This window comes from Pseudomonas sp. TH06 (genome assembly GCF_016651305.1).
GTDB lineage: Bacteria > Pseudomonadota > Gammaproteobacteria > Pseudomonadales > Pseudomonadaceae > Aquipseudomonas.
In genome coordinates this window covers 973,636-986,687 of the sequence record NZ_JAEKEC010000001.1, presented here as the reverse complement: position 1 = coordinate 986,687, position 13,052 = coordinate 973,636, and the positions used below count along the sequence as shown (strand labels likewise).

Here is a 13,052-nt window from a genome sequence, read left to right as displayed (position 1 = left end):
ATCCTATTGATTTGGTCGGTTATTTTTTAGCACTTGAAATGTTTAACAAAATATTTCGTGGTGTTATGGTCTGGCTGTTTATGGGCTGCGAAGTTCTTGCCTGATCGATATTTTTATCCGGCACTTCGATGGTTTTTCGCGACATGTTTTCTCGCTGAATATCATATGGCTACTATTGTGCGCACTGTTTTAGAGCGGTTTTTTTTCGCCTCTGTGCGCTGTGATTGCGATAACGTTCAAAGTTTTTTCTTTGCAAAAAGCAGTTGGCTATTTCGTAAAAGGTGCCTGAAACCCCTTCTATTTCAGGCACGCAGGCTTCTCGAGTAAGATTTTCGTCAAAGCAAAATCGCACCGACACCGATGAGGGCATCACGCCTGGATATCTCTCGCAGAGTGGCTGTGAATGCCGAGATAACAGTTGATGCCGTCAGCGAAGTCTCGATCGTTAGTTTGATTATGGAATATCAGAGGACCAGCTATGTCTCGGCAGCGGCTTGTTCTGGAGAAGGAACTCGTGCGGCAAAAAAACAACGTCGTAAGTGTGTTAATTGGAGAGCAAGATGACGAAAAACATTTCATCAGCGGGGATCCTCGCAGGGTGTGCATCCTCATTGACCCTGCTGGCTTCACTGTTGGCTTCTCAGCAAGTGTCGGCGCATGGCTATATTACCGAGCCGCCTGAGCGAGCTTATTCTTGCCGACTGGGCGTCAATACAAATTGCGGTGGTGCTCAATACGAACCGCACAGTGTGGGAGAGGGGCCTAAAGGTTTCCCGTCTGCGGGGCCGGTCGATGGCAAGATTCCAAGTGCCGAAAACGGTTCGTTTTCCGAGATGGATATTCAAACGGCTACCCGCTGGCATTTGAATGAAATCAAGAACCGCAATGTCGAGTTTGCCTGGAACTACACCGCCGCCCATCGAACCACTCGTTGGGAATACTTCATCACCAAAACCGGCTGGAACCCGAACGAGCCGCTCAAGCGTGCGTCGTTCGATACCACACCGTTTTGCGTGGTGGAGGCCAACGGCGGCTCGCCGATTGCCGGGCCGTCGGGCGGCGCTGGCCCAGGAAAAGAGAAGCACAAGTGCACGATCCCGGCCGATCGCAGTGGGCATCACGTCATTCTCGGTATCTGGACTGTCGATGACACAAAGTCGGCTTTCCATAAAGTCATTGATGTGAACATCACTGCCGATGGCAATACGGGACCGGGTCCGGGACCAGGTCCTGTGGACAGTTGGAATGATGTCGGCAACATCGCCCCGAACAGAACTCTGGGCATCGGCGACAAGGTTAACGCCCGCGCATTCGTAGGCGGAGCTGAAAGCGCTGAATACAGTGTCGGGATCACGATCGATTCAACAGAAGAAGGCCTGCCGCAGAACTGGTCGTACAAACTGGCCGAAAAGGTCAACGCGACCCAGAAACTGATACGTGCCGGTGTACGTGACGCCGAAGGCAATATTGCCCCGGTCAAGGGCACGAATGGCTTGTACGCCAAGGTTGAAAGTGGTGTTACCAGCTATCAGCTGCAAACGGTAATAGTCAGCGATATCGACGCTTACATGCACGTCCACAACATGGCGAGCGAGTTTGTGCTGGACAAAGGCAAAGCCAAAGTCGACCTCACGGTCATGACCAACCGCGAACTGACCGTTGAGGCCACCGTGGTGGATGCCAACAACAAGCAAGTGGGCTATGCGAAACAACTGGTCAATGCCACCACTGCGCCGATCGGCGTTCAGGTAACCAGTTCGCCCGGTGCACATCAGGTATTGCTGGTTGGCAGCAGCAAGGATGGCCGGATCAATCTTCAAGACGCCAAGCGTTTTGAAATGACCGGTACAGCCGGCGGTGGCGATCACGCCTTTGAGTTCCCTGCCGGGATTGGCAGTTACAAGGCCGGTACGAAAGTGCTGCAGCCAAAAAACGGCAAGGTCTATGAGTGCAAGCCGTTCCCGTTCGAAGGCTGGTGCAAATCTTACAGCCCCTCCGCCAATCAGTATGAGCCAGGTATTGGTTCCAACTGGCAGGACGCCTGGATTGCCAGGTAATCCCTAGCCGTTCGACGCCGGACAGCCGTCATGGCTGTTCGGCGTCGTCAGTTGGTATTCGAGGCATACCCTGGATGTGTGGATCGGAACGTGAAGACATGAACAGAAAACCCGTTTTCTCAAGGCAACCCGTGCCTGCGCAGGGATTGCTCACCGACAGGCTTCGATCGTTTGAGTTGAGCCGCCCTTGAAGTTTTTATCGATGGCGCCCTCCAGAAAGACCTCGGTATTTCTCGGCTCGACATTGCTGCTGCCGCTGGTTTGTGGCGGTGTATTGCTGTGGAAGGAGCGCGCCTGGCGCGACACGCTTCCCGTTCTGGCGAACCTTGCGATCAAACCGCCTCCCTCAGTTGACGAACAGGCGCCGTTCAATCCGGGGGCGATTGCTTCGTTGCTGGGGCTGGTAGCGCAAGAGTCACTGGCCCGAAGCAGTGAGGCGTTAGTGCTCAAGGCCAGTTTTGTTTCCAGTACCGGTGACTCCCGAGCGCTGTTGGCCGGCACTGAAGGTGAACGGACCTACCGGCTCGGCGACACCTTGCCGGGCGGCAGTGTGCTGCGCCGCATCGAAGTCGGCCAGGTGGTGTTCTGGCGCAATGGCCGCGAAGAAGTCTTGCCCATCGAAATGTCGACCAAACACTGGTTGTTGCCCATCGAAGGCAGTTCGCCCGACGTTGCTGGCGCAAGCGCCAACCTTTATCTCCAACCCACGCCCTACAGTGGCCAAAGTGATTGATCGCATGACTATGCTCTTCCGGTTTTCTGCACGCCGCGTCTTGCGGTTTCTGGCGTTCGCACCGTTGTTGGTTCAAGGCGTTGTATTGGCCGAAGCGCCGCAATGGCAGTTGTCCATGAAGGATGCGGAGTTGCGCGATGTCGTGCAGGAGATGTCTTCGATACTCGGCTCCACGGTGATTCTTGATCCGCGTGTTCAGGGTCGAATTACCGTGCTTTCCAAACAGCCGCTGGACCGCGAAGGTGTTCGGCGTCTGTTCTTCTCGGTGCTCGATGCCCACGGTTTTGCCGCTGTTGATCAGGGTGATCGCTTGCTGATCATTCCGGCGGGCGAAGCCAAGGCGCGCGCTGGAAACGAAAATGGCCACACGGCGTCGAGCACCGAGTTCGTCACTCAAGTCATCGAGTTGAACGCCAGTGTTGCCGCCGATCTCGCCGGGTTGATTCGTCCGTTGGTGTCCACCAATGGATATATCGGACCCTCCGCTTCGGCCAATGCATTGATCGTTACCGACAGCGCCGGCAACGTCCGCCGCATCAGCGAGATAGTGCGGCAACTGGATTCCGGTGCCAAAAATGCACACGCCGTTGTTGAGTTGCGCTATGGCCTGGCCGTCGAGATTGCCAAAGTCATGGAGCAGTCGATCGGCAAACAGAACCTGGAGTCCGGCAGCCAGGTTATCGCTGATGGCCGCAGCAATCGTCTGGTGATTCTGGGCACACAGGTCGCCCGGCAGCGGTTGATCGATATGGCACGGGCGCTCGATACACCCGCCAACGCCCGCGCGGACAACTCCAGGGTCATACGTCTGCGCCACAGTGACGCCAAGCAGTTGGCCGAGGTGCTCGATTCCATGAGTCAGGGAATGAAAGCGGCCGGTGGTGCGGGCATTGGCAAAGATACTTCGCCGGCCTCCCCTGTGGTGGTCAAGGCCGATGAGAGCCAGAACGCGCTGGTAGTCATTGCCGAGCCGGCGCAGGTGCGCACCATCGAGAATATTGTCCGTCAACTCGACCAGCCACGCGCTCAGGTGCTGATTCATGCCGCGATCGTCGAAATCTCCGGCGACATCAATGAAGCGCTCGGCGTGCAATGGGGCGTGAATGGCGGTGACGTCAAGGGCGGCATCACCTTTCCGGGCGCTGGAAGCACGATTGCCGGGCTCTTGGGTTCGGGAGCCAACGTCAAGTTGCCGGAAGGCGCTGCACTGAAAATCGGCAGTGATCGTTTCGGCGTTCTGGTGACCGCGTTGGCTAGCAATGCCCGTAACAACTTACTGTCGACGCCGAGTCTGCTGACGCTGGACAACCAGCAGGCAGAGATTCTGGTGGGGCAGAACGTGCCGTTCAAGACGGGCTCCTACACCACTTCCAGCAGCGGCTCGGATAATCCCTTTACCACGGTCGAGCGCAAGGACGTCGGCATCAGCCTGAAGATCAAGCCACACATCAACGAGGGCTCGACACTCAGGCTGGAAGTCGAGCAGGAAAACTCCGAAATCGCGCCTGCGGTCAGCGGCCTCACCAGCGAAGACCTGATCACCAACAAGCGCTCGCTCAAGAGCACTATTCTGGCTGATGACGGCGAGATCATCGTGATTGGCGGTTTGATCAAGGACAGCGTACGGACGGTGGAAAGCAGTGTGCCGTTCCTCGGCCGCATTCCGCTGATCGGTGGGCTGTTCCGCTCAAGCAAAGACACCGTGACCAAGACCAATCTCATGGTGTTCCTGCGTCCGACCATCGTCCGCAGCAGAGCGAACCTCGCCGAGATCACCGAGGATCGTTACAACGACCTGCGTCACTTGAGCAAACCGGGCGCGCGGCAGAACAACTCATTGTTGTTGCCACGAGACCCACAACAATTGTTCGAAGGCTCCAACGACAATCAACTGATTGATCTGCGCAAAGACAAGGTGCGAGCACCATGAGTGCGGTGCCGGAGTCCGCTGCTAGATTGCCATTCGGCTTTGCCCGTCGTTTCGGGGTATTGCTCGAAGGCGAGGGGGACGATTTGCGCGTGTTGTTTCGCGATGACACCCCGTTGACTGCACTGGCCGAAGTGCGCCGTTTGAGTCCCCGGGATCTGCCCTGGCAGCGGCTCGACGAACAGACTTTCGCCCTGCGTCTGGCGCAGTGTTATCGCGCCGGAAAAAGCGCCGCCGAGCAAGTCGCACAGGGGCTGGACGATGAACTGGATCTGGTCAGTCTGGCGGATCAGGTACCGCAGACTGCCGACTTGCTGGAGCAGGAGGGCGATGCACCGATCATTCGTCTGATCAACGCGTTGCTCAGCGAAGCCGTCCGCGAAAAAGCCTCTGACGTGCACCTGGAAACGTTCGAACAGTACCTGTCGGTGCGCATGCGGGTCGACGGTCAATTGCGTGAAGTGCTGCGGCCCAAGCGTGAGCTGGCGAATCTTCTGGTGTCACGAATCAAGGTCATGGCCAGGCTGGATATTGCCGAGAAGCGTATTCCTCAGGACGGTCGTATCGCCTTGCGTCTGGCTGGCCACGAGGTTGACGTGCGGGTGTCGACCCTGCCTTCGGCCCATGGCGAGCGAGTGGTTTTGCGTTTGCTCGACAAGCAGGCCGGTCGCCTCGACCTGCAGCGTCTGGGCATGCCGGCCGAGACGCTGGCGCGGTTTCAACAAATGCTTGGCAAACCCCACGGGATCTTTCTGGTCACAGGTCCGACGGGCTCGGGCAAGACCACCAGCCTGTATGCCGCGCTGACTCATCTCAACGATCAGACACGCAATATCCTGACCGTCGAGGATCCGATCGAATATCACCTGCCGGGCATTGGCCAGACCCCGGTCAACCCCAAGGTCGATATGACGTTCGCCCGGGGTTTGCGGGCGATCCTGCGTCAGGATCCGGACGTGGTGATGGTGGGCGAAATTCGTGACCGCGAAACCGCGGAAATTGCTGTGCAGGCTTCCTTGACCGGTCACCTGGTGCTGTCGACCTTGCACACCAACAGCGCGGTGGGCGCAGTGACCCGGTTGCTGGACATGGAAGTCGACGCGTACTTGTTGGCGTCTTCGCTGGTCGGTGTGCTGGCCCAGCGTCTATTGCGCACGCTGTGCTCGGAATGCAAATCACCCTATGTGGCGGACGCGGCCCAGAGCCTGCGGCTCGGCTTGGCGGTCGACGCGGCGCCGCGCCTTTATCGGGCCGTGGGTTGTGAGCATTGCCAGCAGGGGTATCGCGGACGGATCGGCATTTATGAACTGATCAGCGTCAATCCGGCGTTCTCGGAGTTGATCCATCGCGGCGCAAGCGAGCCGGAGCTTCAGCGTGAAGCACGCAACAGCTCCCCGAGCCTGTTTCAGGATGGGCTGCGGCGGGTACTCGATGGCTCGACCAGCCTCGATGAGCTGTTGCGCGTGACCCAGGAGGACTGAGCATGCCGGCATTCGATTATCAGGCGCAGGACCGCAATGGTCGCAGGATCAGAGGCTCGCAAGAGGCGGAAAGTCCCAGGCAGGCGCGTCAGTTATTGCGTGATCGCGGCCTGATGACCACTCACTTGAGGGAGGCCCGACGGGTAAAAAATCCGGCCGGTCGGTTCACCAGTAACGCGCGCTTGAGTGCCAGCGAACTGGCCCTGGTCACACGTCAGCTATCGACGCTGATTCAGGCCTCGTTACCACTGGAAGAAGCCTTGCAAGCGGTAGCCTCGCAGAGTGAAAAACGACGTGTCAGCAGCCTCCTGCTATCGGTGCGCAGTCGTGTCCTTGAAGGCTACGCACTGGCGTCGGCACTCGGCGGATTTCCCAAAGTGTTCCCCGAACTGTATCGCGCCACGGTCGATGCGGGTGAGCGCTCCGGTCATCTGGAGCAGGTACTGGAGCAGTTGGCCGACTACACCGAGGCCCGTCAGCTTTCGCGCCAGCGCATTCAGCTGGCGCTGGTTTATCCACTGATTCTGATGTGCGCATCGCTGGCCATTGTCGGTTTGTTGCTGGCCTACGTGGTGCCCGACGTGGTGAAGATTTTTATCGACAGTGGCCAGCCATTACCGATGCTGACTCGCGGACTAATCGCCCTCAGCGATGGCTTGCGCGGTTATGGCCTGTGGCTGTTTTTGCTGATCTTCGCTTTGGTCGCGGCTGTACGAGCGGCGTTACGTCAGCCCGCCATGCGTTTGCGCTGGCATGCATTGCTGCTGCGCATGCCGCTGCTTGGCGGGGTGTTGCGCGCGACCGAAGCGGCACGGTTCGCCAGTACCTTGGCGATTCTCGGCAAGAGCGCCGTGCCGCTGGTGGATGCTCTGGAAATAGCCGCCGCGGTGATTGCCAACCAGACCGTCCGCGCCCGCATGAGCGATGTCGCCCGCTCTGTTCGTGAGGGCGGCACGCTGGCTCGTGCCCTGGAACGCAGCGGCGATATCCCGCCGATGATGCTGCACATGATCGCCAGTGGCGAGCGCGCGGGTGAACTGGACAGCATGTTGGCGCGAGCCGCCGAGCAACAGGAAAAAACCCTGGCAGCGCGCATCGCACTGGCGGTGAGCCTGTTTGAACCCTTCATGCTGGTAGTGATGGGCGGCGTGGTGTTGCTGATCGTCCTGGCCATCCTGATGCCGATTCTGAGTCTTAATCAACTGGTGAGCTGAACCATGAAACCCTTTGTACATACCGGCGCACGTACCCAACGCGGCTTTACCCTGATCGAAATCATGGTGGTCGTGGTGATCATCGGCATTCTCGGCGCGATCGTCGTCCCGCAGTTCATGAGCCGACCCGATCAGGCCAAGGTCACTGCTGCCAGAACCGATATTCAGGCGATCGCCACGGCGCTGGAAATGTATCGCCTCGACAATCACAACTATCCCTCGACTCAACAAGGGCTCGAAGCGCTCAGCAAACGCCCGACAGGTACACCGACGGCGAAAAACTGGAACCCGCAGGGTTACCTGAAGAAACTCCCGGTCGACCCATGGGGTACGCCTTATCAGTACCTGGGGCAGGGCGTTAAAGGGCCGGGTTATGACCTCTATTCCTTCGGTTCCGATGGCGTCGAAGGTGGGGAAGGGCACGCGGCTGAAATCGGCAATTGGGACAACTGAGGATGAAGCGCAACGCCCGTGGTTTCACGCTGCTGGAGATGCTCGTGGTGATTGTGGTGATCAGCGTGGTGATCGGCATGATCACCCTGGTGGCCGGCGAGAGCCCGGCACGTCAGGCGCGGCAGCAAGCCCTGGTCGTTGCACAGTTACTGAACACCTCACGGGAAAGCGCGGTGCTGGAAGAGCGTGAATACGGCGTACGGCTGGAGCGTGAGAGTTATCAGTTGTTGCGTTTCGAGCGTTCGACCTGGCAGCCAGTCGGCGCGCCAAGTCATTTGCCTGTGGGATTGTTCATGACGCTTGAGCAGGAAGGTCGACCGCTGACCCTGAGCGACCAGTCGGCGCAACCCCAGATTTTGCTGCTCAGCAGTGACGAACTCAGCCCCTTTGTCTTGAGTTTTTCCAGCAAGAGTCAACGTTGGTTGAGTCTTTCCAGTGATGGTCTGAGTGAGCCGGTCATCGATGAAAACTGAGCGCGGATTTACCTTGCTGGAGGTGATGATCGCCCTCGCGATCTTCGCAACCCTGGCCGCCGCCGCCCTGTCGGCCAGTCAGTATGTATTGCAGCAGGGTGCCGGTCTGGAGGAGCGGTTGTTTGCCTCATGGCTGGCGGATAACCAGTTGAGCGAACTGAGCCTGCAACGCAATCTGCCATTGGGCAGTAAACAATTCGTCGTCGCCTTCGCCCAGCGAGAGTGGGTGCTCAGCCAAGTCATTCGAGCGGCAGAAGACCCGCGTCTGCTTGCGGTCGAAATCAGCGTGCGCCGTGGCGACAGTGACAACATCGTGAACCACAGCCAGCGCTGGTTGCAGGCGCGAGATGAATAGACAGTCGGGTTTCACCTTGATCGAGTTGCTGATCGCCATGGCCATTTTCGTTGTGTTGGGGATGGCGTGCTGGCGATTGTTCGACGGAGTTGCCAACGCCGAGCGCAGCAGTGTCGACCATCAGCTGGCTCTGCGCAGCTTGATGCGCGCCGTAGCGGTGATTGAGCGCGATGTGCTGCAGGTGGTGGAGTCGCAGCCGGGGCGGACGATTCTGCTTGATGGCGGTTTGCTGAATTTTCAACGGGGTAACTGGCGCAACCCGCTGGATCAGCCGCGCAGCGAGTTACAGGAAGTCAGTTACACCTTCGAAGGTGAAACGCTGTGGCGTTACAGTCGCGCTGTTGGCCAGGCCGAGGCGCAACGGCAGAAGTTGCTCGAAGGCGTGACTCAGGTGCGTTGGCGGTTGTTCGATGAAAAAAGCGCCTGGCGCAGTGAGTGGCCCGTTGACGCAAAAATGCCGATGGCGCCGCCCCAGGCTGTGGAACTGCAGTTTTCCTCGCCGCGCTTCGGCCAGATCCGCCGCGTGTTCATTTTGCCGCAGGCCGTGCGATGAAGAGCCGTCAGCAAGGCGTTGCATTGATCACGGTGCTGCTGGTGATGAGCCTGGCGTTGTTGCTGGTCGGGAGTTTACTGCGCAGCCATCGCCTCGCCGTGCAAAGCAGTGCGCAGCAACTTCATCAATTGCAGTTGCGTCAGTTGGGGCTGAGCGGTGAAACCCTGGCTCGGCAATACCTGCAGAACCCACAATGGCGAGCGTCCAAAACGATTCAGCTGGGGCAAGAGTGGGGCCAGCGCCGCAGCGCATTCGACATCGACGACGGGCGCGTGCACATCCACATCGAAGACTTGGCCGGGCGCTTCAATATCAATCAGTTGCTCAAGGCCGGTCAGGTCGACCAGATCACGCTCGGGCGCTGGTCGCGGCTGTTGCAGGCGCTGAACCTGAATGCTCCGGATTTGAGCGCTTTGCGCCCGCCCGACGGCCCGGGGCTGCTGTCCGATGTCTCCGGATTACGGTTGCTGCCCGGCGTCGATGCACATTGGCTGGCGCGCATCAAACCGTGGATTGCCGTGCTCCCCAGGGAGGCCACGCTAAACGTCAACACCGCCTCGGCAACGGTTCTCGCGACCCTTGAAGGAATGACCATCGACAGCGCCCGAGCGTTGGTGGCGCAACGTCCTGATGAGGGTTACTCCAGTGTGCAGAACTTCACTCAGGCGCCTGCCATTGAGGGATTGGGTGTGCTCAGCCAAGGGTTGGGCCTGAGCAGTCGCTGGTTTCGCGTAACGGTGGATGCCGAGTTGGGCCAGCGCCGTCTGCGCCTGATCAGCCAATTTGAACGTGATTTGAACAATGGCCGGCTACGACTGCAACAACGAAGTTTCGTGGCCTCGACTGAAAGTGAAATTGCCCAATGAAAACCTGGCTTTACCTGACCGCCGAAGGCTTGTCTGAGGCATCACCCGATTGGCCCTGCTGTTTCTGGCGTGACGACGAGGCGCCGAATCTCATGCCGTTGGCCAACGCAGCGACCGTGTTGGCCGGTGCCAGCGTCATGCTGATACTGCCAATGGAGGTTTGTAGTTGGTGGCTCACCGACGCGAGGCCTAACCGACGACGGCCTTCCGTACAGGCGCTGACGTATGCGATTGAGGACCAATTGGCGCAGGAACTGGACAGCGTTCATGTGGCGGCCGGGCGCTCAGACGCTACGCGACGCTATCCGCTGTTGGTAATCGACCGGCAGTGGCTGGAACAGTTGTTGATCCTGCTGAAGTCCTTGGATATCGAGCCGGCAAGCTGTTTCGTCGATGCCGATCTGCTGCCCGACGATCAGCCTTGTGGCGCTTGGTGGTTCGGGCGCTGGATCGTTGGAGGGGGCCTGCGAGCGAGGCTGGCGCTGACCGATCAAGGACGTGAAACCTTGAAGGAAAATCCGGCATCCCCCGTGCATTGGCTGAACACACCGGGCTCTCCGCTGACAGCGCTCAGCACTGTGTTGGTCAGACAATCCCGGCACGCCATAGACCTGCGTCAGGGCGAATATGCTCAGTCGCAGCGCCGCTTGCCCTGGTCGCTGGTGGGGGTGGCGGTGGGTCTGACGCTCCTGATGCTGTGGGGTTTCACTCAGGCCCGTAGCCATTTTCTTGAACAACAAGCCGGGCTTCTTTACGCCGACAGCGTGGAGCGGTTCAGAGCCATCTATCCGCAGGAAACGCGCATTGTTGACCTGGCTGCGCAATTGCGTGCCTTGCAATCGCAGAGTGATACGAATCAGGAAACCCGTCTGGCGCGTTTGCGCAGCCTTGCCGAACAGGTAATCGGTGGCAGCAGCGTCGAGGTTCAACGCATCGAGTATCGCGCCGGCGAGGGTTGGAAAGTGCAACTGACAGCCAACAGTTTTGCCGAACTTGAGCAGTTGCGGGAGCGCGGCAGACAGAGCGGGATGCCAATCAAGCTCGGCAGTGCCAGCAAAGACCAGAACCGCGTACGGGCAATATTGACGCTGGAGGAGTCGTCCTGAATGAAGTCTTACCTGAAGTTACCGCCAGTCTTGCAGGAAAAATGGCAGCAACTGCCGCGAAGGGATCAGAAAATGCTGGTCTGGCTGGGCATTTTCCTGATCGTCGTGCTGATGTTCAGTGGGCTCTGGCAACCGGCACAACAGCGTCTGGCTGCCGCCGAACGACTTTACCAACAACGGTTGGCGCTGGCGCTACAAGTGCAGCGCGCACTGCCGTCGCAGCAGCGCCCGCCGGTATCCGCGCCGCTCTCCGCCCGGCTCAGTGACAGCGCATTGGCGCAAGGGCTGGACCTGGAACAGTTCGAGGCCGATGACAATGTCCTGCGCATCACCTTGCGGGGCAATGCGCAGACATTACTGAAATGGCTGGAGGCCGTCGAACGCGCCGGTGCTCAATTCGAATCCCTGAGCCTGGATAAAAAAGATCAGTTACTGGAGGCGCAACTGGTGGTTCGTGCCGAGCCATCCTGACAGTCAGGATGGCGCGTTACCCAGCGTTGGCAACTTCGCCAGCTTCAACGCCACCAACAGCGCAACCAGCAACAGCGCGCCGATAAACAGGCCAATGCCGTTCCATCCCCCCAAGTGCCAGAACACCCCGCCTGCCGTCCCGGCGATACTCGAGCCGGCGTAATAGCTGAACAGATACAACGACGACGCCTGCCCCTTGGCCTTCAACGCCCGTCGTCCGATCCAGCTACTCGCCACCGAGTGCGCGCCAAAGAAGCCGAAGGTGAAGATCAACATGCCGACAATCACCAGCAGCAACGGCGTGAACATCGTCAGCGCAAGGCCGGCGAACATCAGCGCAATGGTTGCCCACAACACTTTGCGTCGTCCCAGTTTATCTGCCAGAGAACCGATTTTCGCCGAGCTGTAGATACCCGACAGGTACACCACCGAGAGCAAACCAACGAACACCTGATCGAGGTTGTACGGCGCTGCCAGCAAGCGATAACCGATGTAGTTGAACAGCGTGACAAACGCGCCCATCAGCACGAACGCTTCAAGAAACAGCAGCGGCAAACCGGCATCGCGAAAGTGCATGGTAAAGCCATCAAGCAGACTGCGCGGGTGCAGTGAGCGCGAGCGGAAGTTGCGTGATTCCGGGAGAATCTTCCAGAACACCGCTGCGGCAATCATCGCCAGTCCACCGATCACCAGCATCGCCGTGTGCCAGCTGACGAAGTCGATCAGCACGCCTGTGATCAAGCGCCCGCTCATCCCGCCAATCGCATTGCCACCGATGTACAAGCCCATCGCCAGGCCAATGTGCTGCGGGTGAATTTCTTCGCTCAGATAGGTCATCGCAACGGCTGCCAGGCCGCTCAACGACAAGCCGATCAGCGCGCGCATGATCAGCACACCCTCCCAACTCGGCATCATTGCACTGGCCATGGTGCACAGTGCGGCGGCGAACAATGCAGTGACCATCACCGGTTTGCGCCCGATGCGGTCGGAAATCGGTCCGGTGATCAGCAGGCCGATGGCGAGCATACCCGTGGCGACCGACAGAATCAGGCTGCTCTGCGCGGCGTTGATTCCGTACTCGTGGGACAGCAGCGGCATCATCGGCTGGACGCAGTACAACAAGGCAAACGTCGCAAACCCGCCGCTGAACAGCGCCAGCACCGTGCGCATGAACATCGGCGTGCCTTTTTCGATGTAGATCTCTTGCAGTTCGGCGACGACATCGTCGGCCGCAGCAGGCGGGACTTCATGGGCAAGGGGCGCGACAGCAGTTTTCACTTCAGACCTCGGAGGGCACGGCCAGGCAGGCAATGAAAAAATCATATAGCTGGCTAATATTTCTATCCAATATATTGTTCGACCT

At 58.8% G+C, this 13,052-nt stretch carries 13 protein-coding genes; 12 read left to right on the top strand and 1 reads right to left on the bottom strand.

Annotation, left to right across the window (positions count from 1 at the left end; genetic code table 11):
• Nucleotides 1-560: 560 nt before the first annotated feature.
• From gbpA to gspM, 12 genes are all read left to right on the top strand, one after another.
• Nucleotides 561-2,057, top strand: coding sequence for an N-acetylglucosamine-binding protein GbpA (gene gbpA, locus JFT86_RS04330; RefSeq protein ID WP_201232034.1), 1,497 nt, complete (start codon nucleotides 561-563; stop codon nucleotides 2,055-2,057).
• Between the two features lie 202 nt (nucleotides 2,058-2,259).
• On the top strand, nucleotides 2,260-2,790 hold the full coding sequence (locus tag JFT86_RS04325; protein ID WP_201232035.1) for a type II secretion system protein N: 531 nt from the start codon (nucleotides 2,260-2,262) through the stop codon (nucleotides 2,788-2,790).
• A gap of 10 nt (nucleotides 2,791-2,800) precedes the next feature.
• Nucleotides 2,801-4,720, top strand: coding sequence for a type II secretion system secretin GspD (gene gspD, locus JFT86_RS04320; RefSeq protein WP_201232252.1), 1,920 nt, complete (start codon nucleotides 2,801-2,803; stop codon nucleotides 4,718-4,720).
• On the top strand, nucleotides 4,717-6,198 hold the full coding sequence (gspE, locus tag JFT86_RS04315) for a type II secretion system ATPase GspE (RefSeq protein ID WP_201232036.1): 1,482 nt from the start codon (nucleotides 4,717-4,719) through the stop codon (nucleotides 6,196-6,198). The genes gspD and gspE overlap by 4 nt, the downstream gene beginning before the upstream one ends.
• Nucleotides 6,199-6,200: 2 nt before the next feature.
• Nucleotides 6,201-7,412, top strand: a complete 1,212-nt coding sequence (gene gspF, locus JFT86_RS04310) for a type II secretion system inner membrane protein GspF (RefSeq protein WP_201232037.1) — start codon at nucleotides 6,201-6,203, stop codon at nucleotides 7,410-7,412.
• A 3-nt stretch (nucleotides 7,413-7,415) separates the two neighbouring features.
• Nucleotides 7,416-7,865 (top strand): type II secretion system major pseudopilin GspG, encoded by a 450-nt coding sequence (gspG, locus tag JFT86_RS04305; RefSeq protein WP_201232038.1) that lies wholly within the window; start codon nucleotides 7,416-7,418, stop codon nucleotides 7,863-7,865.
• 2 nt (nucleotides 7,866-7,867) lie between these two features.
• Entirely contained in the window at nucleotides 7,868-8,338 is a 471-nt protein-coding gene (gene gspH / locus JFT86_RS04300) for a type II secretion system minor pseudopilin GspH (protein ID WP_201232039.1), read from the top strand.
• Nucleotides 8,328-8,693, top strand: coding sequence for a type II secretion system minor pseudopilin GspI (gene gspI, locus JFT86_RS04295; RefSeq protein ID WP_201232040.1), 366 nt, complete (start codon nucleotides 8,328-8,330; stop codon nucleotides 8,691-8,693). The genes gspH and gspI overlap by 11 nt, the downstream gene beginning before the upstream one ends.
• Nucleotides 8,686-9,246 carry a type II secretion system minor pseudopilin GspJ gene (gspJ, locus tag JFT86_RS04290; protein WP_201232041.1) on the top strand — a complete coding sequence of 187 codons (561 nt, stop codon included), beginning with the start codon at nucleotides 8,686-8,688 and terminating at the stop codon, nucleotides 9,244-9,246. The genes gspI and gspJ overlap by 8 nt, the downstream gene beginning before the upstream one ends.
• A complete protein-coding gene (locus JFT86_RS04285; RefSeq protein ID WP_201232042.1) occupies nucleotides 9,243-10,112 on the top strand; it encodes a type II secretion system protein GspK in 870 nt (289 codons plus the stop codon). Before gspJ ends, JFT86_RS04285 begins: the two co-directional genes overlap by 4 nt.
• Nucleotides 10,109-11,218, top strand: coding sequence for a type II secretion system protein GspL (gene gspL / locus JFT86_RS04280; protein WP_201232043.1), 1,110 nt, complete (start codon nucleotides 10,109-10,111; stop codon nucleotides 11,216-11,218). The genes JFT86_RS04285 and gspL overlap by 4 nt, the downstream gene beginning before the upstream one ends.
• Nucleotides 11,219-11,689 (top strand): type II secretion system protein GspM, encoded by a 471-nt coding sequence (gspM, locus tag JFT86_RS04275; RefSeq protein ID WP_201232044.1) that lies wholly within the window; start codon nucleotides 11,219-11,221, stop codon nucleotides 11,687-11,689. It begins immediately after the preceding gene.
• A 3-nt stretch (nucleotides 11,690-11,692) separates the two neighbouring features.
• Here the strand turns inward: gspM and JFT86_RS04270 are convergent, their stop codons facing one another.
• The gene (locus tag JFT86_RS04270; RefSeq protein ID WP_201235881.1) at nucleotides 11,693-12,967 is read right to left on the bottom strand and encodes an MFS transporter; all 1,275 of its coding nucleotides are present in this window, start codon (nucleotides 12,965-12,967) and stop codon (nucleotides 11,693-11,695) included.
• Between the last annotated feature and the right edge of the window lie 85 nt (nucleotides 12,968-13,052).

Excerpts from the sequence above, each read along its gene's own strand:
- gbpA (WP_201232034.1), top strand. The coding sequence starts at position 561 with ATGACGAAAAACATTTCATCAGCGGGGATCCTCGCAGGGTGTGCATCC.
- JFT86_RS04325 (WP_201232035.1), top strand. The coding sequence starts at position 2,260 with ATGGCGCCCTCCAGAAAGACCTCGGTATTTCTCGGCTCGACATTGCTG.
- gspD (WP_201232252.1), top strand. The coding sequence starts at position 2,801 with ATGCTCTTCCGGTTTTCTGCACGCCGCGTCTTGCGGTTTCTGGCGTTC.
- gspE (WP_201232036.1), top strand. The coding sequence starts at position 4,717 with ATGAGTGCGGTGCCGGAGTCCGCTGCTAGATTGCCATTCGGCTTTGCC.
- gspF (WP_201232037.1), top strand. The coding sequence starts at position 6,201 with ATGCCGGCATTCGATTATCAGGCGCAGGACCGCAATGGTCGCAGGATC.
- gspG (WP_201232038.1), top strand. The coding sequence starts at position 7,416 with ATGAAACCCTTTGTACATACCGGCGCACGTACCCAACGCGGCTTTACC.
- gspH (WP_201232039.1), top strand. The coding sequence starts at position 7,868 with ATGAAGCGCAACGCCCGTGGTTTCACGCTGCTGGAGATGCTCGTGGTG.
- gspI (WP_201232040.1), top strand. The coding sequence starts at position 8,328 with ATGAAAACTGAGCGCGGATTTACCTTGCTGGAGGTGATGATCGCCCTC.
- gspJ (WP_201232041.1), top strand. The coding sequence starts at position 8,686 with ATGAATAGACAGTCGGGTTTCACCTTGATCGAGTTGCTGATCGCCATG.
- JFT86_RS04285 (WP_201232042.1), top strand. The coding sequence starts at position 9,243 with ATGAAGAGCCGTCAGCAAGGCGTTGCATTGATCACGGTGCTGCTGGTG.
- gspL (WP_201232043.1), top strand. The coding sequence starts at position 10,109 with ATGAAAACCTGGCTTTACCTGACCGCCGAAGGCTTGTCTGAGGCATCA.
- gspM (WP_201232044.1), top strand. The coding sequence starts at position 11,219 with ATGAAGTCTTACCTGAAGTTACCGCCAGTCTTGCAGGAAAAATGGCAG.